Here is a 22,444-nt window from a genome sequence, read left to right on the forward strand (position 1 = left end):
GGCGAAGGTATCGTCATCGATCCGCGCCGGCCTTGGCAGAGCTAGCTCTTGTCGGAAGACGCGAAATCGCTGCGGACGATGCCGTGGCGCTGGAGCTTGTCGTAGAATGTCTTCCGGGGAATGCCGAGGTCCGCGATCGTGCGGCGGACGTCGCCGTCATTGGCGTTCAGAGCTTCGCGAATGATTTGGGCCTCGTAGCGTTCAAGCCGATCCGGAAGCGACCAGGCTCCATCCGTCTCCGGTTCTACTGCCGGAACACGATCTGAGATCTGCTCGACGCCGAGCACGAACCGTTCGGCAAAATGTGACAGTTCGCGCACGTTGCCCGGCCAGTCGTATTCCCGCAGGTGGCGATGGATCGACGAGGGGATCGTGGGCACGTCTCGCTTGAAGCGGCTCGCGGCGCGCTCGGCGAAGTAGCCGAAAAGAAGGGGAACATCGTCCCGTCGCTCCTTGAGCGGAGGGATGGAGATCGTCACCACGTTAAGCCGGTAGTAAAGATCCTCACGAAAGTCGCCGCGCTGGCGGGGATCACTGAGATCGATCTTGGAGGCGGCGACAACACGCAGGTCGACCGGTCGGACCTCGTTGGTGCCAAGCGGCGTAACCTCGCGCATCTCGAGCACACGCAGCATCTGCACCTGCGTTGCCGGCGGCATGCTCTCGATCTCGTCGAGAAAAAGCGTTCCGCCGCTCGCATGCTCGATGCGACCGATGCGCTTTTTTTGCGCGCCGGTGAAGGCGCCGGGCTCATGACCGAACAGCTCGCTTTCAACCACGCTTTCCGGCAGCGCACCGCAGTTGAGTGCGACGAAATTGCCGGATGCGCGTCGGCTCCAGCGGTGGAGCAGGCTTGCCACGACCTCCTTGCCGCTGCCGGTTTCTCCCATCAGCAGAACATCGACATCGGTGTCGGCAATCTGTCGCAAGGTGTGGCGTAGCCGCTCCATTGCCGGCGTCTGGCCGATTAGCGGTAGGTCGTCGCGTGCCTCCTCGGTCGCCTTGCGCAGAGACCTGTTTTCCATCACGAGACGTCGCTTTTCGGCGGCGCGCCGCACGCTCTGGATGAGCCGGTCAGTCGCGAACGGCTTGGTGATGAAATCATAGACTCCGTCCTGCATGGCTTTCACCGCCATCGGAATATCGCCATGTCCGGTGACCAGAATGACCGGCAGATCCTCGTCCCGTTGTCGCACGCGACCGAAGAGCTGCAGACCATCGATCCCAGGCATCCGGATATCGGAAACAACGACGCCCGCGAAATCCGGGCTCAATGCCGCCAGCGCTTCTCCAGCGTCGGAAAAAGCCGAAACGGAAAAGCCGGCGAGCTCAAGCGTCTGCTTGGTTGCCCGCAACAGGTCCTTGTCATCATCGATAAGCAAAATCGGCGTTACATCGGTCATGCCATGGCCTTCCGCAGGTGCACCGTAAAGCAGGTTCCGTTCGCGTCGCTCGTCACGTCGATGCGGCCGCCATAGTCGGCCACGATGTCCTTGGAAATGACGAGGCCTAGACCCAAACCTCTTTCCTTGGACGTATTGAACGGCGTGAAAAGCGACTTGAGGATTTCAGGCGAAATCCCCGGGCCGTTATCGGCGACCTCGATTGCAACTTCGTCGCCCGTCTCTGTCACCGAGACGTAGACCTTCGCATCGGCTCGCCCGTCCAAGGCTTCCAAAGCATTCTGGAATAGGTTGATCAGGATCTGCTCAAGCCGGACCCGGTTGCCGAGCACGCATAGCCCCGCTGGAGGCGGCCGAATATCGAGTGCTTCCAGTTGTCCGGCAAAGCGGCTTTTCAGCAGAACAACCGCTCCGTCAATAACACTGAGCAATTCCACGGCCTCCGGCGCGACGCGGCCCTTGCGCGCAAATGCCTTCAACTCGTCGGTAATCGCTCCGATCCGTTCGGTGAGGCCGGCAATCGCCTCCAGGTTTTCGTCCACCGGATTCGTCTGCTTGCGTTCCAGAAAGACTCGGGCGTTGTCCGCATAGGCGCGGATGGTCGCGACCGGCTGGTTGATCTCGTGAGCCACGCCCGCCGCCACCTGGCCGAGGATCGCGAGCCGGTTCGCCTGCACCAGTTCCTGCTGCACGATCTGCAGCCTTGCTTCCGTTTCCCGGTGATCGGAGATTTCGGCCTGCAGACGGTCGCGCGCCCTGCTGAGATCGTCGGTTCGCTCGACGACCCTTCGCTCCAGCTCCTCGCGCATGGCTTGTTCTTCCGCGATCTTGGTCGCGGCCGCCTGACGCCTCCATAGGAGAAACGCTGCGATGGCGAGAACGGGCAGAAGGACGGCAAGCGACAGTAGGCGCATTTCTCGAACGGACGCGGCGACCGGCGCATCGGTCGGTACCAGATACTCGAGATGCCATGGGGTGGTGGGAACTGGCGTTGCTAGGCGCAAATATTCGCCTTCGCCACTGCCGGGAAGAACGGCGGAAACAAGCGAGGCCTCGGCATCGATCGGCCGGGGCCGCATGATAGGCAATTTCGCCAACGGCGCATCGCCGAACTGTTGGCTGTTGCGGATGGCGGCAAGCTCAGCCTCAGGCACTGGACCGTTGATCATAAAACGCCAGGAGGGGATACTGGTGATCAGAACAACGCCGCGATTGTCGGTGACATAAACAGGACGATGCGTATCACGCCAATCGCTCTCAAGCTGGTCGAACTCGAGCTTGACGACCACGACGCCGAGGGGCGCCGCCGCACTGCCGACGCGGCGCGAAATATAGAGGCCAGGGCGCTTGCTGACACTGCCTAGGGCAAAATGCTCGGCGGTTCCGTCATCCATCGCCTTTCGGAAGTAATCGCGGAAGGCGTAGTCGTTGCCGACGAAACTGATGGGCTCCCGCCAGTTGCTCGAGGAGACAGCGATACCGTTGGGGCCAATGACGTAGAGCACCGCAGCCTGCGTTCCCGTGACGAGCCGCTCCAGCTTCCGGTTCAGGATGTCGATTGCATCGCTGTTTTTGGACGAGAGGCCATCGAGGACCTGCTGGTCCTCGGCAAGAAGCAGGGGCAGGGCGCGTGGCCTCTCCAGAACGGCGTTGAGCAGCGCCACCTTCAGGCTCGCATCGGTCCGGCTCTGGCTCACAATCGTATCGATGGCGGCGCGACGCCCATAGACGGTCGCGCCGAACAGAGTGGCAAGGATGAGCGCTGCCGAAACCGAAGCAAAGAGGATCCACGTTCGCCGTACCCGCCGGCTGGTACGGCGGAAGGAACCGAAATCCGATCTCGAAGAGGCCTGAATCATTGTTCACCTTGTGCGTAATTCCGCACTCACGTCAAATCAATTTGTGCGAAAATACGCTCATATGTTCCGCTTCACGAGGTGGACGCACAAAAGACTATCGCGAAATCAATATCTTAATCGGGGTGCCGCAACTTGGCACGCATGTTGCAAAACCTCTGCAAACAGCCGCGTGGCTGTTGAATAGGTAACGCAATCGCCCCGGGAGGCCACCGTTGGTTTTGGGGCACATGGAGGACATCATGGGTGCAGCACTTCCAGTCGCGCAGCCGCGCGGCAAGATTCCCTTCTATCGGCTTCTCTACGTGCAGGTTCTTGCCGCCATCTGTGCTGGTATCCTGCTCGGTCATTTCTATCCCGATATCGGCACGGCTCTGAAGCCGCTCGGCGACGCTTTCATCAAGCTCGTCAAAATGATCATCGCCCCCGTCATCTTCTTGACCGTCGCAACCGGCATCGCCGGCATGTCGGACCTGCAGAAGGTTGGACGCGTTGCCGGCAAGGCGATGCTATACTTCCTCGTCTTTTCGACGCTGGCATTGGCGGTCGGCCTGCTGGTGGCCAACGTGATACAACCGGGCGCCGGCATGCATATCGATCCGGCGACGCTGGATACCAAGGCCGTCGCAAGCTACGCGGAAAAGGCTCATGACTCGACCGTCACGGGCTTCCTGATGAACATTATCCCGAACACGATCGTCGGTGCCTTTGCCGACGGCGACATTCTTCAGGTGCTGTTCTTCTCCGTCCTGTTCGGTGTCGCGCTTGCCATGGTCGGCGATCGCGGTCGGCCGGTCGCTGACTTCCTGCAGTCATTGACGGTGCCGGTCTTCAAGCTGGTGGCGGTCCTGATGAAAGCAGCTCCGATCGGCGCTTTCGGCGCCATGGCGTTCACGATCGGCAAATACGGCATCGGCTCCATTGCAAACCTGGCAATGTTGATCGGCACCTTCTATCTGACGTCGCTGCTCTTCGTTCTGGTCGTTCTCGGTGCGGTTGCCCGCTACAACGGGTTCTCGATCCTTGCGCTGATCCGCTACATCAAGGAAGAGCTACTGCTGGTGCTCGGTACGTCTTCTTCGGAAGCCGCGCTTCCGGGCCTCATGGCCAAGATGGAACAGGCAGGCTGCAAGCGCTCTGTCGTGGGTCTCGTCATTCCAACCGGCTATTCCTTCAATCTCGACGGCACGAACATCTATATGACGCTCGCAGCCCTCTTCATCGCTCAGGCAACGGACACGCCGCTGACCCTGGCAGACCAGATCCTGCTTCTGCTGGTCGCGATGCTGAGCTCCAAGGGCGCTGCCGGCATCACCGGTGCCGGCTTCATTACGCTTGCCGCAACGCTCTCGGTAGTGCCCTCGGTTCCAGTGGCAGGTATGGCGCTAATCCTCGGTATCGACCGCTTCATGTCGGAATGCCGCGCGCTGACCAACTTTGTCGGCAACGCGGTCGCGACGGTCGTCGTCGCCCGCTGGGAAAATGAGCTTGATCAGACGAGGTTTGCTGCTGCCATGGCCGGCAGGTTGCCTCCGGAACCGGTCGACGGTGTGCCGGCTCTGCAGGCTGCAGAATAACGCCAAACCGTAAGATGTTGGAAGCATGACAGAGAGGTCCGCGTTCTCCGGAACGCGGACCTCTTCCATTGGTGCCCTACCAGGAGAGATCCAGCCGATCCAATCCGTGGAAGTGATAGACGTCCTTCACAACAGGCGTACGGGCAAGCCTGAGCCCAGGTAGTCTCTCGAAGAGAATTGGCAGGACGACGTTCAGTTCGAGCCGAGCCAACGGCGCCCCGATGCAGAAGTGGATACCCGCGCCAAAGGACAGGTTGGCGGCCTCATTGCGGTCAGGCTTGAACGTCAGCGGATCACTGAATTTAGTCGGGTCGAGATTGGCTGCCGCCAGAATGAGGCTCACCTTGTCGCCGCGCTTGAACGAAATGCCGTCGATCTCGACGGTCTCCAACGCCCAGCGCTGGAAGATGTGGACCGGCGCACAGATACGCAGGGACTCTTCGACGGTTCGCTCGGTGGTGGCTTCGTCCTCGAAAAGATCGGCCGGATCGCGTCCGCTGTCCAGAATGATGCGCACCGAGTTGCCGATCTGGTGCACCGTCGCCTCGTGACCGGCATTGAGCAATACGATCGTCGTCGAAACGAGCTCGTCCTCTGTGAGATACTGGCCCTTGTGTTCGGTGTGGATCATGTGCGTCAGAAGGTCGTCCCGCGGGTTGGCGCGACGCTCGGCAATGACCGTCTTTACATAGTCCGAGAACTCCTTTGCAGCCCGTTCGGCGCCAACCTCGTCCTCGCGGGTGCGGCCGAAGAGGTACATGCGAATGTAGGCGTGCGACCACTTCAGGAGTTGCGGTCCCATTTCCTCCGGAATACCGATCATGCGGGCGATCATCGTCACCGGAATGATGTCGGCAAATGCCGAAAGCAGCTCGACTTCGCTGTTTTTCTCGAAGCCGTCGATGAGTTTGTTGGCAAGCTCGGCGATCTCCGACTTCATCTTCTCAACGTGACGAGAGACGAAGGCGCGATTGACGAGCGTTCGCAGGCGCGTGTGCTCAGGCGGCTCCAGTTCAAGCAGCGAGTATCGTTCCGCGAGATCGAAATTCGCCACGTGCTGTTCGGGCTCGGGAAGGTCGAGCTCTTCGCGGCTTGCGATGTGCAGGATCTGGCGGCCGAAGCGGCGATCGCGCAGCAGGCCGTTCACATGGTCATAGCCCGTGAAGAACCACTGCTTCTGCTGCTCCCAATAGAATGTGGGGCAATGCGCGTGCAGAGCGTCGTAGACGCTGTTCGGATCGCTGTAAAAGGCAGGATTGCTTGCGTCCAGCGAGACGTGGCGTGTGGAGGGGTCGATGGAAAGAAATGGTGGGATCATCATGCTTCGAGGCTTAGCGGATTTGCCAAGCCTCGAAAAGATAGGGTCAGCCTCTCGACAGCGATCCGACGCGGCGAAGCGCGTGAATTTGGTCGTCGAGTGTTGGAACCAGTTCGCCACTTGTTTGATCTGGCTGCGGAGGCGGTGGTGCCGCGGCTTCGGCTTCACCGAAGATGACGGTGCAGTTGCGGCCGGCTGCCTTTGCGGCATAGAGCGCCCGATCGGCTGCCGATACGAGCTTGTCCATGTTTGCCTCGATGGCTGAGGCAAGGGCAACACCGGTGCTGAACGTTGCCGGAACGATTGCGTCGCCGGTGCTTACGGGTACACGGCAAAACTCCGCCCGGATCGTCTCTGCCAGCGCTTCAGCTTCTGTCTGATCGGCGACGGTCGTGAACGCCGCAAACTCCTCGCCGCCCATGCGGCCGAAAGCTCCATCCGGCACGAATTGATTGGCCAATCGGGCAAACACCGTCAGCACCACGTCGCCGGCCTGATGGCCGAAACGGTCGTTGACGCGCTTGAAGTGGTCGAGGTCGAAAAGCAACACGGCGACCTGGCGGTTACTGTTGAATGCACGCTCCCGGATGGCATCGAAGCGTCCGAAGAGGCCGCGTCGGTTCAGTACGCTAGTCAGAGAATCGGTGAGGCTGAGCATGCGAAGATACTTCTCCGAGCGCTCCATGATGACGAGGCAGGTGAGGGCGCACGCCAGGATGAGCAGGAAGCCCGTTGCCATCGCGGCGCTGCCCGCGAAGTTGACAGCCTCCGCATCAGTGGGGCCGAGGATTGCCATTGCCAGCGCCGTACCGAAGCACAGGACGCCCTGGATCACGAAGATGGCGCCGAGTTTACCTCTCGAGCCCTCGTTTTGCTTGCCTGCCATGCAGACCGCCATCGCGAGTGCCGTCGCGCCGGCGGCCGAGGCTAGATTGAAGAGAATGACACGATTGGTGTAGTCGTCGTTGACCCACGGCAGGAAGACGCCGCCCAGCCAGACGAGCGGTGGCAGCAATGCCCACCATTCGAGCTTGCGACGATCAAGCGCGAGGTACCCCGCAACCCACGCGCTCTGCCCAGATAGCGCGATAGTGTTGGCGATCTCGATGGAAAGGATGGCGGGTATCTGCCCGCGCAGGGCCGCCATTGCGAAACCCACGCCGCTAAGGAGAAAGCCCGTTCCCCAATAGAAATAGGCCTTGTTTCGGACATTGTGGCGCCAGGCCATGAACGCTACCAGCGCGAGCGTCATGGCTTCGGAGCACCAAATGGCTAATCCAGTTGTAACATTGAACACGGCAATACCCCTTGCATTGCGCGTATCCTTTCGGAAAAAACTGGCAACTTCATTAATTGTGCTTGCGCGCCACTGCATTTTTGTGCGGAGTTGTCTTTAGGCTTTCCTTTCTGTGAATGAAGGGCAGTTGCGGGCGGATTCAGAATTCGTTTATCCTGATGCCGACAAAAGCTGTGCGACAGCGCGATCGCGGCCCGTTCCTCGAAACTATTTTGCTGGAATCAGCGTACATCGGGCGAAAAGTTGTTCGCCTTGCTCCGGTCCCTCTTCACGTTATCCATCGGCGCGTCTTGAAGAGGAGGGCAGGGAAGCTCTATGTAGGGATAAGGCATTTTCTTTGATTCCCGGCCATAGCCGGCAGACGTTGACAAAGGACGCACATGAGAAACCCAGTCGATACCGCTATGGCCCTCGTGCCGATGGTCGTGGAACAGACCAATCGCGGTGAACGCTCCTACGACATCTATTCGCGCCTGCTCAAGGAACGCATCATCTTCCTGACTGGGCCTGTCGAGGATCACATGGCGACGCTCGTTTGCGCCCAGCTCCTCTTCCTCGAGGCCGAAAACCCGAAGAAGGAAATTGCGCTCTACATCAATTCTCCAGGCGGCGTTGTGACTGCCGGCATGGCGATCTACGACACGATGCAGTTCATCAAGCCAGCTGTCTCGACGCTCTGCATCGGCCAGGCTGCGTCCATGGGCTCGCTGCTGCTTGCTGCCGGCCACAAGGACATGCGTTTTGCCACCCCGAATTCCCGCATCATGGTGCATCAGCCATCGGGCGGCTTCCAGGGCCAGGCGTCTGACATCGAGCGTCACGCCCGCGATATTCTGAAGATGAAGCGCCGCCTGAACGAAGTTTACGTCAAGCATACAGGCCGCACCTATGAGGAAGTTGAAAAGACCCTTGACCGTGACCACTTCATGGATGCGGACGAGGCCCAGACCTGGGGTGTCATCGACAAGGTCCTGACATCTCGCGTCGAGATGGAAGGTGATGCCGCCTAGTGAGAAGTAGGGATGGTGTTGTATCCGCCACAGTTCTATCTCATTTGTGATCGAACAAGGGAAGAAACCCGGTGGCGGGTGCGGCAATCTCAAGTATTAATGCTATGTTGAATTTTTATGACATAGCATCGGCAGTCGAAGGGGAGTTCGTTGCCGCCGGAGCCAGGACAGCATAGTTTGGACCGGTTCGTACCCCTTAAACGGCCTTGGCCGGCTGGGCTCCAAGCGTGGAGCAGGCCAATGAGTGGACCGTTATTTCACCTTGAAATGCGGCGTGCTGGAAGGAAAGTGATATGAGCAAGGTCAGCGGCAGCAACGGCGGCGACTCCAAAAACACCCTCTATTGTTCGTTCTGCGGAAAGAGCCAGCACGAAGTCCGGAAGCTTATCGCCGGACCGACCGTTTTCATCTGCGATGAATGCGTCGAATTGTGCATGGACATCATCCGCGAGGAAAACAAATCCTCGATGGTCAAGTCCCGTGACGGCGTTCCCACGCCCCAGGACATCATCAAGGTCCTCGATGAATATGTCATCGGCCAGCGTCAGGCGAAGAAGATCCTGTCGGTTGCCGTTCACAACCACTACAAGCGCCTCGCACACGCCTCCAAGAACGGCGAAGTCGAGTTGGCGAAGTCGAACATCATGCTGGTCGGACCGACCGGTTGCGGCAAGACCTATCTTGCACAGACGCTCGCTCGCATCATCGACGTTCCCTTCACGATGGCCGATGCGACGACGCTGACGGAAGCCGGCTATGTCGGTGAGGATGTCGAAAACATCATCCTGAAGCTGCTGCAGGCTGCCGACTACAATGTCGAGCGCGCCCAGCGCGGCATCGTCTACATCGACGAAGTCGACAAGATCTCCCGCAAGTCCGACAACCCGTCGATCACCCGCGACGTGTCGGGCGAGGGCGTGCAGCAGGCGCTTCTGAAGATCATGGAAGGCACGGTTGCCTCGGTGCCCCCGCAGGGCGGCCGCAAGCATCCGCAGCAGGAATTCCTGCAGGTCGACACCACGAACATCCTGTTCATCTGCGGTGGCGCATTCGCCGGTCTTGACAAGATCATTTCCGCTCGCGGCGAGAAGACCTCGATCGGCTTCGGTGCAACGGTTAAGGCCCCGGACGACCGTCGTGTCGGCGAAGTCTTGCGCGAACTGGAGCCGGAAGATCTGGTCAAGTTCGGCCTCATCCCGGAATTCATCGGCCGTCTGCCGGTCCTGGCGACGCTCGAGGATCTCGACGAGGATGCGCTGATCCAGATCCTGTCGGAGCCGAAGAACGCGCTGATCAAGCAGTACCAGCGACTGTTCGAGATGGAAGACGTGGAACTCACCTTCCACGAGGACGCTCTTCGCGAGATCGCCCGCAAGGCGATCATTCGCAAGACTGGTGCCCGCGGCCTTCGTTCGATCATGGAAAAGATCCTTCTCGACACGATGTTCGAACTGCCGGCGCTGGAAGGCGTACGCGAAGTCGTCATCTCCGAGGAAGTGGCGCGCGGCTCCGCCCGTCCGCTTTACATCTACGCCGATCGTCAAGATGAGAAGGCCAACGCTTCCGCGTGACCTTAGAGATATCTTTACGATACGAACTGTGAATTTGAGGGGCTTGCCGTCGGCAGGCCCCTTTCTATTTCAAAACCAGTGCACGACCCTGATAAATCTTGCTAAAGAGGTCTGAAACCACCTCTGTTGCCGTTGCGGATTCCCCCGCCCTTGGCAATTATGGAATGATTCCGTTGGTGTGTTTTAGGTCTTGTGTTTTAGCCGCTTCGGAAGTGGTAGCCGCTGACTTGGCACGGCGCTCCAGAATGAAGGTATTCCGTTGTAGCATAGCTGTCATGTCCAGGGGGACACCGGCCATGGCGCAGCTTGAAAAGCATAATCAGAACCTCCACTTGTTGTCTCAAGTGGAGTGCGGCCCGGTTCTAGTGGCCGCGCCAGAAGAGCCCGGAAACGGGACGATGGAAAGGAAATAAAATGACGAAGAAAACGTCAGTTGCGAGCACAGCATATCCGGTTTTGCCCCTGCGCGACATCGTCGTCTTCCCGCATATGATCGTGCCGTTGTTTGTCGGCCGAGAGAAATCGATCCGTGCGCTCGAGGAGGTCATGGGATCGGACAAGCAGATCATGCTCGTCACGCAGATCAATGCGAGCGATGACGATCCGGAACCATCTGCCATTCACAATGTCGGTACGGTCGCCAACGTATTGCAGCTGCTGAAGCTGCCTGATGGCACCGTCAAGGTTCTGGTCGAAGGTCGCGCGCGCGCCGAGATCGACGCTTACACGGATCGTGAGGACTTTTACGAAGCCCTTGGTCACGTTCTCGAAGAGCCACATGACGATCCGGTTGAGCTTGAAGCGCTCAGCCGCTCGGTCGTTTCCGAGTTCGAGAGCTACGTAAAGCTCAACAAGAAGATCTCTCCTGAGGTCGTTGGCGCTGCCAGCCAGATCGACGACTATTCGAAGCTCGCCGACACGGTTGCTTCGCACCTGTCGATCAAGATCACTGAGAAGCAGGAGATGCTGGAAACCACCAGCGTCAAGGCTCGCCTCGAAAAGGCGCTCGGTTTCATGGAAGGTGAGATCTCGGTCCTTCAGGTCGAAAAGCGCATCCGCTCGCGCGTCAAGCGCCAGATGGAGAAGACCCAGCGCGAGTATTACCTGAACGAACAGATGAAGGCGATCCAGAAGGAGCTCGGCGACGGCGAGGAAGGCCGCGACGAGATGGCCGAACTGGAAGAGCGAATCTCCAAGACGAAGCTGTCGAAGGAAGCCCGTGAAAAGGCCGATGCCGAGCTGAAGAAGCTGCGGCAGATGAGCCCGATGTCGGCCGAAGCGACCGTTGTCCGCAATTACCTCGACTGGCTGCTCGGCATTCCGTGGGGCAAGAAGTCGAAGATCAAGACGGACCTCAACAACGCCGAGAAGATCCTCGAAGCCGATCACTTCGGTCTCGACAAGGTCAAGGAACGCATCGTCGAGTACCTGGCTGTTCAGGCTCGCGCGACCAAGATCAAGGGTCCGATCCTGTGCCTCGTCGGCCCTCCGGGCGTTGGCAAGACCTCGCTCGCCCAGTCGATCGCCAAGGCGACCGGCCGTGAGTATGTCCGCATGGCTCTCGGTGGCGTTCGTGACGAAGCTGAAATTCGCGGTCACCGACGCACCTACATTGGCTCGATGCCCGGCAAGGTCATCCAGTCGATGAAGAAGGCGAAGAAGTCCAACCCGCTCTTCCTGCTCGATGAAATCGACAAGATGGGCCAGGATTTCCGTGGCGATCCGTCGTCGGCTCTACTCGAGGTGCTGGATCCGGCTCAGAACTCGACCTTCATGGATCACTACCTGGAAGTCGAATACGATCTGTCGGACGTGATGTTCATCACGACGGCGAACACGCTGAACATCCCTGCGCCCCTGATGGACCGCATGGAAGTCATCCGTATCGCTGGTTACACCGAAGACGAAAAGCGCGAAATCGCCAAGCGGCACCTGCTGCCGAAGGCTATCAAGGAACATGCGCTGCAGCCGAATGAATTCTCGGTCAGCGACGATGCCCTGATGGCGATCAGCCAGCAGTACACCCGTGAAGCCGGTGTTCGTAACTTCGAACGCGAGTTGATGAAGCTCGCCCGCAAGGCGGTCACCGAGATCATCAAGGGCAAGACGAAGTCCGTGCATGTGACGGCCGAAAACATCGACGACTATCTGGGCGTTCCGCGCTTCCGCCACGGCGAAGCAGAGCGCGAAGATCAGGTCGGCGTGGTAACGGGCCTGGCCTGGACGGAAGTCGGCGGCGAACTGCTGACGATCGAAGGCGTTATGATGCCGGGCAAGGGTCGCATGACCGTGACCGGCAACCTGAAGGAAGTCATGAAGGAATCGATTTCCGCAGCGGCATCCTATGTCCGCTCGCGCGCCGTCGATTTCGGCATCGAGCCGCCGCGCTTCGATAAGAGCGACATCCACGTGCACGTACCGGAAGGTGCGACGCCGAAGGATGGTCCGTCGGCCGGTGTTGCCATGGCAACCGCGATTGTCTCGATCATGACCGGCATCCCGGTCGACAAGAATGTCGCCATGACGGGTGAGATCACCCTTCGCGGTCGTGTTCTGCCGATCGGCGGCCTCAAGGAAAAGCTGCTCGCAGCGCTTCGCGGTGGCATCAAGAAGGTGCTGATTCCGGAAGAAAATGCCAAGGATCTGGCGGAGATTCCGGATAACGTGAAGAACAACATGGAGATCATCCCAGTGTCCCGCATGGGCGAGGTGATCAAGCATGCGCTGGTCCGCAGACCGGAAGCAATCGAGTGGGATGGCACGGTGGAAACGCCCGTCATCGCAACGGTCGAAGGGCTCGACGAAACGGGTGCAACCATAGCTCACTGAGCTTTGTTTGCCACATTCGTGCCCAATTGCTTAAAAACCCTGAAAAGGCTGGCGTTTTCGCCAGCCTTTTTTTGTGAAATTGGCACACGGGTGCTTGCATTTCCTTGATTTGCAGGCTCTTTGGGGTGCGGCGGGCCTGATGAACTCTATTCTGCGCCTGGCTTATAGATTTGAGTCGTTTCGAACCATTTAGAAAGGGGTGGAAACATGAACAAGAATGAACTCGTGTCCGCAGTTGCCGAAAAGGCAGGACTCTCGAAGACCGACGCTGCTTCCGCGGTTGATGCTGTTTTCGAAGTCGTCCAGGCTGAACTGAAGGGCAAGGGCGACGTTCGCCTCGCTGGTTTTGGTAGCTTCACTGTCTCCCATCGCGCAGCCACGAAGGGCCGCAACCCGTCCACCGGCGCAGAAGTCGATATTCCGGCTCGCAACGTGCCGAAGTTCACGCCTGGCAAGGGCCTGAAGGACGCCGTCAACGGCTGATATGAATTTACTTGGCGGCCGGGCAACGAGACCGGCGGTACAAGTTTCGAAGGGTTCGGCCGCGGCCGAACCCTTTTTGCATTTCGCGGCCTTGTCGGCACGCGCGGCATGTCATACGAAATGCGCGTTCTCAGGGCGGGGTGAAAGTCCCCACCGGCGGTAAGGGCCTCGGCCCCAGCCCGGGAGCGCCTTTTGGTCGTGTGCCAAGAGGGTCAGCAGATCCGGTGCAATTCCGGAGCCGACGGTTACAGTCCGGATGAAAGAGAATGAGCGGAGCAGGCGAGGGTGGATTCTGCCTCGCTGCGGTATCGCGCTCATGCGTCCTGATTTGTGTTGGTTTCGGAAAGAAAGACATGAATCAGACTTCCCCTACATTTTCTGCTTCGCGAGCAATGGTCGGTGCTGCCTGGATGATTGCCGCGGGCATCGCCTTCTCTATCCTCAATATCGTCACGCAATGGCTGACGATGAAGCTCGCTTTCGCCTCGGCCTCGGCAGCCTTCTGGCAATATGCGTTTGCCCTGGTCTTCTCGCTGCCCTTTCTCTTGCGCGCCGGTCTTGGGGCAATGAGAACGCGCTATCCCTGGCGTCATGTTGTACGGGTCGCCTTGGCGGCCTTTGGGGTAACGACCTGGGTCGCGGGGCTCGCGCAAGTGCCCATCTGGCAGGCGATTGCGCTGGTAATGACGTCTCCGTTCTTTATCATCATGGGCGCACGCATCTTCCTTGGTGAATATATCGGCTCTGCGCGATGGGCCGCGACCGCAACCGGTTTCATGGGGGCGATGATCATCCTGCAGCCCTGGTCGGACAGCTTCAGTTGGGCGGCGTTCCTGCCGATCCTCTCGGCCCTTCTCTGGGGCGCCTCTTCGTTGATCACCAAGAGCCTTACCGGGGTCGAGCGACCGGAGACCATCACTGTCTGGCTGCTCGCGCTCCTTACGCCCATCAACGGCGGATTGGCGCTAGCAGCCGGCTTCGAAATTCCGACCGGGTTGACACTCCTACTTTTCGTTGCGGCGGGCCTCCTGACCGTGATGGCACAGTATTTCCTGACGTTGGCCTATTCGGCAGCCGATGCCGCTTACATCCAGCCCTTCGACGATCTCAAGCTGCCGCTCAACGTGTTCGCCGGCTGGCTGGTCTTCGGCTATGCGCCGACCGGCTATTTGTGGTTGGGAGCCTTGCTGATCCTTGGGGCATCACTCTTCATTATGCGGAACGAAATGAAGAAGGAGCGGGAGATCCGTTAGCGCGGTCAGAATATCACATCGGTGTCATCCCGGTGTCATGCCCATCCCCCAAAAAAACCGTGTTTGAACTCATGGGGGATTTCATGACAACTGTATCGCGCAAGACGGTGCTCGTTGCGGCGCTCCTGGCGGCGGGTGCATTTCCGGCCGCCGCAGAGCCCGTTTTCAATCGTATCGCAACCTTTCCGGTGGCGTCCAACCTGCCGCAGGAGAAAGACAAGCTTTCGGCCACTTCGGCGGAAATCATCGCGGCGACCGACGACGGGATGACGCTCATCTATAGCGACAGCCCGCTCGGAGCGATTGGCTTTGTCGATATCTCAGACGCCAAGGCTCCAAAGGCGGGGGGCGCGCTGATGATGGACGGCGAGCCGACGTCAGTGACATCAACCGCCGGCAAGGCGCTCGTTGCCGTCAATACGTCGGAGAGCAAGGCAAAGCCTTCCGGCCGTCTCGCGGTTGTCGACGTTGCCACCAAGAAAATTGAGAACACCTGCGATCTCGGCGGCCAGCCGGATTCGATCGCACTCAACAAGGATAAGACGCTCGGCGCGATCGCGATCGAAAACGAGCGCGACGAAGAGGTGAACGACGGCAGGATTCCACAGATGCCGGCAGGCGATCTCGTCGTGTTCCAGGTCAAGAACGGCGCGGTCGATTGTGGTTCGATCAATCACGTGACGCTGACTGGACTGGCGGGCATCGCACCCGAAGATCCGGAGCCGGAATTCGTCTCCTTCAACGACCAGAACGAGATCGCCCTGACCCTGCAGGAAAACAACGAGATCGTCATTATCGACGCGGCGACCGCAACGGTGAAGTCGCACTTCCCTGCGGGTAGCGTCGATCTCGCCGGTATCGATACCAAGCGCGACGGCGTGCTGAAGTTCACCGGCGAACTCAAGGGCGTGTTGCGCGAGCCCGACGCCCTGAAGTGGCTGGACAACGACCGTCTGGTCGTTGCGAACGAAGGCGACTATCAGGGCGGCTCACGCGGCTTCACGATCTTCGACAAAACCGGAAAGGTGCTTTACGAATCGGGCGCCTCGTTCGAACGCGCGGTCGCCAATATCGGCCACTATCCGGACAAGCGCTCTTCCGCCAAGGGTGTTGAGCCGGAAGGCTTGGAGGTCGCGACCTTCGGCGGCCAGAAGTACATCTTCCTGCTTTCGGAGCGCGCTTCGGTCGTCGGCGTCTACAAGGATGCCGGCGCGGAACCGCAACTCGTCCAGATCCTTCCGTCCGGCGTCTCGCCCGAGGGTGGCGTGGCCGTCCCGTCGCGCAATCTGTTTGCCACCGCCAACGAAGTCGATCTCGGCAAGGATGGCGGACCGCGATCCCACGTAATGATCTATCAACTTGCCGAAGGCGAAATGGCCTATCCGCAGATCGTCGCGGCGGAGAAGGAGGGCAATCCGGTCGGCTTTGCAGCACTTTCAGGTCTTGCCGCCGTTCCGGAAAAGCCGGGCCAGCTGTTTGCTGTCAGCGACAGCGTTCTCGGCATGCAGCCGACGATCTACACCATCGACGCCACCAAGAAACCGGCCGTCATCACCGAAACGCTAACCGTCAAGCGCGATGGCCAGCCGGCCCAGAAGCTCGATATCGAGGGTATCGCCGTTGACGAGAAGGGCTGGTTCTGGCTGGCCTCGGAAGGCAACAGCGAGAAGCTCGTGCCGCACGCGCTGTACCACGTAAATCCGAAGGGCGAGATCAAGGAAGAAATCGCTCTGCCGAGCGAACTGACCGCCAACGAAATCCGCTACGGCTTCGAAGGCGTGACGATCATCGGTTCCGGCGACGATACGACCCTTTGGATGGCTGTTCAGCGCGAATGGAAGGATGACGAGAAGGGTTTCGTGAAGCTCGTCTCTTACAATCCCAAGAGCAAGGAGTGGGGCGCCGTCCGCTATCCCTTGGACAAGTCCGAAGCCGGTTGGGTTGGTCTGTCCGAGATTTCGGCTCAAGGCGACAGCATCTACATTATCGAACGCGACAACCTCGTCGGTGACGCAGCCAAGCTGAAGAAGCTCTACAAGGTCGCGGTATCGGATCTGAAGCCCGCCAAGCTTGGAGGCCAGTTGCCGCTCGTCAGGAAAACGGAAGCCCACGACTTCCTTCCGGAGCTGAAGACTGCCACCAACGGCTACGTCCTCGACAAACTGGAAGGTTTCGCCTTCGACGCCTCCCGCAAGGCCTATGCCGTCACGGACAATGATGGCGTGGATGATTCCTCAGGTGAAACTCTGTTCTTCGAGGTCAACCTCGTCGGTACGAACTGAGATCGACTGAGCCATGAAACAGAGTGGCCGGGTCTATGCCCGGCCATTTTTCTTGCAATGCCTGCCTTACCAGCGCTGGTGGACGTAAGGGGCGACCAGTCGGTCGTAGATCTCGCGCGTGGCCTCCATCACTTCGTGTGAGAGCGGCGCGAGGCTCGCTGCCGCGGCGTTCGCGCGCGCCTGTTCGGCGTTGCGCGCGCCGGGAATGACGACGGTGACCGCGTCGCTCACAAGGATCCAGCGCAGCGCGAATGCCGCCATGGTCGTACCCGATGGCACGAGCTTGCGCACTTCCTCCACGGCCTGGAGACCGACCTCGAAGGGAACGCCAGCGAAAGTCTCGCCGACATCGAAAGCCTCGCCGTGACGATTGAAATTCCGGTGATCGTCGCTCGCAAATTTCGTCTCGCGGGTGATCTTCCCTGACAGCAGCCCGCTTGCGAGCGGCACGCGGGCGATGACGGCGATGTTCTTCCGTCGAGCCTCCTGGAAGAACAGGTGATCGGGCCGCTGGCGGAAGATGTTGTAGATGATCTGGATGCTGACGACGCCAGGATATTCGATTGCCTTCAGCGCTTCCTCGACCTTCTCGACGCTGACGCCGTAGCCCATGATCTTGCCAGCTTTCTGCAATTCGTTCAGGCCCTCGAAGACCTCCTGCCGATAAAGCACTTCGGTCGGGGGGCAATGTAATTGTACGAGATCGAGGCTGTCGACCCTCAGGTTCTTCAGGCTACGATCGATGAAGCCTTCAAGGTTGGCTTTGGTGTAACCATCGGCGACATGCGGGTTGAGCCGTCGACCTGCCTTGGTCGCGACCATCGGGCGTTCGCCGCCACGTCTCGCAAGGACGTCGGCGATGATCTTTTCCGACCGGCCGTCGCCGTACACGTCGGCGGTATCGATGAAGGTCATACCGGCGTCGAGCGCCGCATTCAACGCGTCGCGGCCGTCTGCTTCACTCACATCGCCCCAGGCGCCGCCGATCTGCCATGCGCCGAAGCCTATGTTCGTGACGGTATGGGGCAGGTGGCCGAAAGAATGCTGTTTCATGGAAATCCTCCCGCGTGATGAAATGCCTCGCCACTAGCAGTCGCCCAGGCAAGGAGCAAGCGCCTGCAGCGGAGATAGGGCGGTGTGCCGCGGCCCGCCATTCCTTCCGAAAAGCGACGCAACGGCACAGTGGGCGAGTGATTTGCGAGTTGCGTATCGTCGGACGTGCAGAAGTCACCGACTGGTGATACGGCGGCGCAAGTTGACATGACAGCACGTGCGATCAAGCAAGTATCGCTTGGATGGCGGGGATGCTTGCCTTACCGTCGGGCTCAACTGGCCAGATCAACTTCGAAAGGAAATCTGATGGAGATCAAACCCTGCGGATCGCGGCCCTCAATGAAGGCGCCGGCGGATTATTTCACAGGAGCGGTCCGCCAGGATCCGTTGATGGACGCGCCGAGCCCGGCGCGAGTCAGGGTGGTCAGCGTCACCTTCGAACCGGGCGCCCGAACCGCCTGGCACACGCATCCTCTAGGGCAGACCCTTGTTGTCACCGCCGGAAAGGGTCTGGCGCAGAGCGAAGGCGGCCCCCTTCGTGAAATTCGCTCCGGCGACACGATCTGGTTTGCGCCTGGCGAAAAACACTGGCATGGCGCCGCACCCGATACCGCGATGACGCACATTGCAATTCAGGAAGCACTTGATGGCAGCGCCGCCGACTGGATGGAGCACGTCAGCGACGAGCAATACGCCGGAAAGGCCTGAAGCCGATCAGAGGCGCTTCAGGCAATAGGAAAAGTGCGCGTGCGATTCGACCGTCAGGAATTCGAATTGCCAGCCGTAGTCCTTGCAGAACTTGGTGACCGCTTCGACGACGCCGTAGACGATCGGCTTCACAGTGTTGCCGGTGCAGAAGTCATGCCCTGCAATTCTTCCCGTTCGCTTGACCTTTTTCTCGCAGAGCAGAAGTTCCTGCCAGGTGAGCTCGAAGGAATGGTCCGTGTCGATGTAGGCCCAATCGAGGAAGTCGTCCTCGAATTCGGCAAGCTTTTCGAGCGAGGTTCCCCGCATCAGGTGCAGTTGCCCGCTCTCGATCTGGTCTTTGAACTGGGTGTGGATTTGATCGAGCCCCGAACTGTAACGGTCCATGCTCCAGGGGTCGATCAGGTAGAGCTGCGCAGGCCGGTTCTTCTCGAGGATCTCGGCCGTGTATTCTCCGAACGCTGCTCCCACCTCGACGCCAACGCCGCCATTCGGAATCCGATACAAGAGCTCGCCGCGATCCGGCAGCAGCCGTGCATTTTCCATATGGTGCGCGCTCAACTGTGTGCGCGGCATGCCCGCCCGCTGCGCCTGCCGTTCTTCGCGTGTCTTCATGATGATGTCTCGGATATGGCTTCAGTGTCTTAGGGCTTAGGCCCGCGAAACGACCTTATAGCCATCCCTCAGCAACCTTGGCTAGGCTTTATCGGACGAGCAACGTGCGACACCGTTGGTCTCGATGCAAAGTCTAACGATAGATCAGCCAATCCTTGGGTACAGTCGCGACATTGGTCACGCCGTGCACGGAAACGCTGTCTCCGCCCGATGCCTTCGCCATGCCAAGCGCCTGTTCGGCAAAGGCCATCAAGGAATCGGCTGTGCGTGCCTGCTTGGACATGCATATCCCCACGGCCAGCGACAGAACCGCCGCCTGTTTACCAGTTACCGGGTGTGCAACGGAAATTCCCTTCAAGCGATCGCGAAGCCGGTCGACAAGCCGCATGATCTCGGATTCGTCGGCGGTCCGGAAAACGAAGCCGAAACGGCCGCGGTCGAATCGGCAGGCAACATCCTCCTTGCCGAACACAGCGCGGATCAATTCCCCCGTTTTCTTCAGAACAGGCTCGATGAGATTCGGAATGTTCGCAATTGTCTCGTAGTTGTCGATGTCCGCAAACGCGATTCCACACAGGTCCGGCAGGCCTGCCTTCTCATAGATTCTCGCGAGCTCCTTGTTGAATACCCGGCGATTGCCCAATCCGGTCACGGCATCGGTGAATCTTGCGGCGTTCGCGGCGGCTGCCTCCCGCTGCACCTCTTCGAGCTTCTGCGATTTTTCGACAACCTTCGAGGCGAGCATGGCGCTGTGTGCCGCGCGGGCGTGCGTTGCCGAACTTACCGATTGGAGCGAATGGGTGAGGGCACCCTTGTCGTTTAGATCGTTACTGTCGAATATCCGCGCAGCCTGGTTGATGACACTGCCGTAGCGCGAGAGCGCCGACTTCTCCTCGTCGAGCAAGGACAGGATGCTTTGCAGCTCTTGCTGTACTTGGCTCGAGCGTGCTTCAAGCTGACCGGCCTCGAAATGATGCGGCAGATACCGGCGGCCAAGTCGATCCAGGGCCTCCTGCGTCTTTATCGCGCCGAGCGACTTGATCTCGCGAGCGAGATCAGGCGCGTTGCCGGTCATCGCCTCGAATACAAGCTCATAATTCCTTGGCAGGCCCTCGATGCCTAGTTGCTGCAGAATCGTTGCAACGCGAAAGGCGAGATTCGTAGATGTGTTAGGCTGCACCAGATGCTCTCCGACGTGACGCTGCGTTATCGTCAACGAATTGCACCTAGGGCGGTGACCCCGATGCACTTTCGTCGAGGTAGGCAAGATATGCTGTGAATCTCGGCGGCCTTCATCGGGTTTGCCGAGGGCATGAGGCAGGGGTGATAAAGCGCCGCTGGCGCATCATGCGTAAGCGGCAAAGCAACTTAGAGGAATGTTATCTACCGAGCTCAATTAAAACGAGGTAAATTAGTGTTTGCGGCCCCCGGCTTTGGGCGAGAAACATGGTGGCACGGCCAAATGCGTAAACCAGACACCGCTGGCAGGCGGGGCAGGCGTCAGGGACAGGTGGTTATTTCCGCGTGGCTCTAAAGGCACGTCTTTAATATTGCATTGAATTTTCTCGGAGAACTTGGCTCGCTAAAAACAATTCGCGGACTGTCATCGTTTTGTCTCCAAAGCTGCTTGACACTCAAATGCGAACCCCTTAGTTAGCCGCTCATCGAAGCGGCGAAGTTGCTTTGACACGGACGCGAAAGCTTCCGGATCGCTTGAAATGAATGCGGGTGTAGCTCAGTCGGTTAGAGTGCCGGCCTGTCACGCCGGAGGTCGCGGGTTCGAGCCCCGTCACTCGCGCCATTTCAAGAAAGGCGCTGCATAGTGCTTGATCCGATCTTTTTGTCCATGATGCGCGGGTGTAGCTCAGTCGGTTAGAGTGCCGGCCTGTCACGCCGGAGGTCGCGGGTTCGAGCCCCGTCACTCGCGCCATTCTCTCTTGTTCCTCTCTATATTGCGTCTCGGTGATAGCCGATTTCGCTGTTCTCTCTCTGCTCGGGCTTTGTCCTTTGCCGTTAGCCATGCAATATCCGACGGGCTGGCATGCAGCTGAATCAACTTGTGTGGATTTGTCGCGACATCATTGCATCTGCTTGATAATGTCGCGCCTCGACAGTCGAATTGGTGCTCTAAAAGTCTTGCGCCGTGGCGCTGGCTGCGCTAACCACGGCTCTGTTGCAACGCACGTTCGCTTGCCGGGCAATTGCCCAGTTGCGCCGCCTGGCGCAGCCGCAAGCAGGGAAGAACCTGATGACTGGACTGCTCAGTTCCTATATTCCGATCGCTATCTTCATTGCTATCGCCCTTGTGATCGGCCTGGCGCTTCTGATTGCGCCGTTTGCCGTTGCCTTCAAGGCGCCTGATTCGGAAAAGCTTTCGGCCTTCGAGTGCGGCTTCAACGCATTCGACGACGCTCGCATGAAGTTCGATATCCGCTTCTATCTGGTGTCGATCCTCTTCATCATCTTCGACCTCGAAGTCGCCTTCCTGTTCCCGTGGGCCGTTTCTTTCGGCGCGATCGGTTGGTTCGGTTTCTGGTCCATGATGGTCTTCCTCGGCGTGCTGACCATCGGCTTTATCTATGAATGGAAAAAGGGAGCCCTGGAATGGGAGTAGCCCCAAGCGATAAGGCGCTCGTTGCGCCGCACCCGAAAGGCATCATTGATCCCGCTACGGGCAAGCCGATCGGCAGCGACAGCGCCTTCTTCGGCGAAATCAACGATGAGTTGGCCGACAAGGGCTTTCTCGTTACGTCGACCCGCGACCTGATCACCTGGGCCCGCACTGGCTCGCTGATGTGGATGCAGTTCGGTCTCGCCTGCTGCGCCGTTGAAGGCCTGATGCAGGTTTCCGGTCCGCGTTACGACATGGAGCGCTTCGGTGTTGCTCCGCGCGCTTCGCCGCGCCAGTCCGACGTCATGATCGTTGCCGGCACGCTGACCAACAAGATGGCGCCTGCGCTCCGCAAGGTCTACGACCAGATGCCCGAGCCGCGTTACGTCATTTCGATGGGCTCCTGCGCAAACGGCGGCGGCTACTATCATTATTCCTATTCGGTCGTGCGTGGCTGCGACCGTGTCGTTCCTGTCGATATCTACGTGCCGGGCTGTCCCCCCACGGCGGAAGCGCTGCTCTACGGGGTGTTGCTTCTGCAGAAGAAGATCCGTCGAACCGGAACGATCGAGCGCTAAGGG

17 protein-coding genes, 2 tRNA genes and 1 riboswitch are annotated in these 22,444 nt (G+C 59.3%); of the genes, 12 read left to right on the plus strand and 7 right to left on the minus strand.

The window, feature by feature from the left end; genetic code table 11:
- Window positions 1-41 precede the first annotated feature (41 nt).
- Window positions 42-1,403, minus strand: a complete 1,362-nt coding sequence (locus AS026_RS10810; RefSeq protein WP_062369633.1) for a sigma-54-dependent transcriptional regulator — start codon at window positions 1,401-1,403, stop codon at window positions 42-44.
- Entirely contained in the window at window positions 1,400-3,262 is a 1,863-nt protein-coding gene (locus tag AS026_RS10815) for a sensor histidine kinase (protein ID WP_062369634.1), read from the minus strand. Before AS026_RS10815 ends, AS026_RS10810 begins: the two co-directional genes overlap by 4 nt.
- 239 nt (window positions 3,263-3,501) lie before the next feature.
- On the opposite strand from AS026_RS10815, the gene AS026_RS10820 reads away from it, so the two are divergent.
- Complete coding sequence (locus AS026_RS10820) at window positions 3,502-4,836, plus strand: dicarboxylate/amino acid:cation symporter (protein WP_062369682.1); 1,335 nt, start codon at window positions 3,502-3,504, stop codon at window positions 4,834-4,836.
- Between the two features lie 76 nt (window positions 4,837-4,912).
- Here AS026_RS10820 and AS026_RS10825 read toward each other — a convergent pair whose 3' ends face one another.
- Together AS026_RS10825 and AS026_RS10830 are read right to left on the minus strand one after the other, a co-directional pair.
- Window positions 4,913-6,157 (minus strand): cytochrome P450, encoded by a 1,245-nt coding sequence (locus AS026_RS10825; protein WP_062369635.1) that lies wholly within the window; start codon window positions 6,155-6,157, stop codon window positions 4,913-4,915.
- A 43-nt stretch (window positions 6,158-6,200) separates the two neighbouring features.
- Window positions 6,201-7,406 carry a GGDEF domain-containing protein gene (locus AS026_RS10830; protein WP_051420061.1) on the minus strand — a complete coding sequence of 402 codons (1,206 nt, stop codon included), beginning with the start codon at window positions 7,404-7,406 and terminating at the stop codon, window positions 6,201-6,203.
- Between the two features lie 425 nt (window positions 7,407-7,831).
- Here AS026_RS10830 and clpP point away from each other — a divergent pair, with 425 nt between their 5' ends.
- The 6 genes from clpP to AS026_RS10860 all read left to right on the plus strand — a co-directional run bounded on the left by clpP (window position 7,832) and on the right by AS026_RS10860 (window position 16,879).
- Window positions 7,832-8,461, plus strand: coding sequence for an ATP-dependent Clp endopeptidase proteolytic subunit ClpP (clpP, locus tag AS026_RS10835; protein WP_007792131.1), 630 nt, complete (start codon window positions 7,832-7,834; stop codon window positions 8,459-8,461).
- 293 nt (window positions 8,462-8,754) lie between these two features.
- The gene (gene clpX / locus AS026_RS10840; RefSeq protein WP_018857068.1) at window positions 8,755-10,032 is read left to right on the plus strand and encodes an ATP-dependent Clp protease ATP-binding subunit ClpX; all 1,278 of its coding nucleotides are present in this window, start codon (window positions 8,755-8,757) and stop codon (window positions 10,030-10,032) included.
- A gap of 414 nt (window positions 10,033-10,446) precedes the next feature.
- Entirely contained in the window at window positions 10,447-12,861 is a 2,415-nt protein-coding gene (lon, locus tag AS026_RS10845) for an endopeptidase La (RefSeq protein WP_062369636.1), read from the plus strand.
- Between the two features lie 207 nt (window positions 12,862-13,068).
- The gene (gene hupB / locus AS026_RS10850) at window positions 13,069-13,344 is read left to right on the plus strand and encodes a DNA-binding protein HupB (protein ID WP_007531759.1); all 276 of its coding nucleotides are present in this window, start codon (window positions 13,069-13,071) and stop codon (window positions 13,342-13,344) included.
- Window positions 13,345-13,466: 122 nt separating this feature from the next.
- Window positions 13,467-13,616, plus strand: a riboswitch (FMN riboswitch).
- Window positions 13,617-13,697: 81 nt separating this feature from the next.
- Entirely contained in the window at window positions 13,698-14,597 is a 900-nt protein-coding gene (locus tag AS026_RS10855; protein WP_062369637.1) for a DMT family transporter, read from the plus strand.
- An 83-nt stretch (window positions 14,598-14,680) separates the two neighbouring features.
- Window positions 14,681-16,879 (plus strand): esterase-like activity of phytase family protein, encoded by a 2,199-nt coding sequence (locus tag AS026_RS10860; protein WP_062369683.1) that lies wholly within the window; start codon window positions 14,681-14,683, stop codon window positions 16,877-16,879.
- 66 nt (window positions 16,880-16,945) lie between these two features.
- On the opposite strand, the gene AS026_RS10865 is transcribed toward AS026_RS10860, so the two are convergent.
- Window positions 16,946-17,932: an aldo/keto reductase gene (locus tag AS026_RS10865; protein ID WP_062369638.1), complete on the minus strand. Its 987-nt coding sequence runs from the start codon at window positions 17,930-17,932 to the stop codon at window positions 16,946-16,948.
- A 306-nt stretch (window positions 17,933-18,238) separates the two neighbouring features.
- Between AS026_RS10865 and AS026_RS10870 the strand changes: the two genes are divergently transcribed.
- Window positions 18,239-18,640: a (R)-mandelonitrile lyase gene (locus AS026_RS10870; protein WP_062369639.1), complete on the plus strand. Its 402-nt coding sequence runs from the start codon at window positions 18,239-18,241 to the stop codon at window positions 18,638-18,640.
- A 6-nt stretch (window positions 18,641-18,646) separates the two neighbouring features.
- On the opposite strand, the gene AS026_RS10875 is transcribed toward AS026_RS10870, so the two are convergent.
- Both AS026_RS10875 and AS026_RS10880 read right to left on the minus strand, forming a co-directional pair.
- Window positions 18,647-19,252, minus strand: a complete 606-nt coding sequence (locus AS026_RS10875) for a class I SAM-dependent methyltransferase (RefSeq protein ID WP_025659944.1) — start codon at window positions 19,250-19,252, stop codon at window positions 18,647-18,649.
- A 133-nt stretch (window positions 19,253-19,385) separates the two neighbouring features.
- Window positions 19,386-20,432, minus strand: a complete 1,047-nt coding sequence (locus tag AS026_RS10880; protein ID WP_025659945.1) for a GGDEF domain-containing protein — start codon at window positions 20,430-20,432, stop codon at window positions 19,386-19,388.
- A 544-nt stretch (window positions 20,433-20,976) separates the two neighbouring features.
- Here AS026_RS10880 and AS026_RS10885 point away from each other — a divergent pair.
- The 4 genes from AS026_RS10885 (at window position 20,977) to AS026_RS10900 (ending at window position 22,441) form a co-directional block, all read left to right on the plus strand.
- Window positions 20,977-21,053, plus strand: a tRNA-Asp gene (locus tag AS026_RS10885).
- Window positions 21,054-21,105: 52 nt separating this feature from the next.
- Window positions 21,106-21,182: transfer RNA gene (locus AS026_RS10890), tRNA-Asp, on the plus strand.
- A 318-nt stretch (window positions 21,183-21,500) separates the two neighbouring features.
- The gene (locus AS026_RS10895; protein WP_018857059.1) at window positions 21,501-21,866 is read left to right on the plus strand and encodes an NADH-quinone oxidoreductase subunit A; all 366 of its coding nucleotides are present in this window, start codon (window positions 21,501-21,503) and stop codon (window positions 21,864-21,866) included.
- Entirely contained in the window at window positions 21,857-22,441 is a 585-nt protein-coding gene (locus AS026_RS10900; RefSeq protein ID WP_018857058.1) for a NuoB/complex I 20 kDa subunit family protein, read from the plus strand. Before AS026_RS10895 ends, AS026_RS10900 begins: the two co-directional genes overlap by 10 nt.
- Window positions 22,442-22,444 lie beyond the last annotated feature (3 nt).

Origin of the sequence: Rhizobium altiplani (genome assembly GCF_001542405.1) — a bacterium.
GTDB classification, from domain to species: Bacteria; Pseudomonadota; Alphaproteobacteria; order Rhizobiales; family Rhizobiaceae; genus Rhizobium; species Rhizobium altiplani.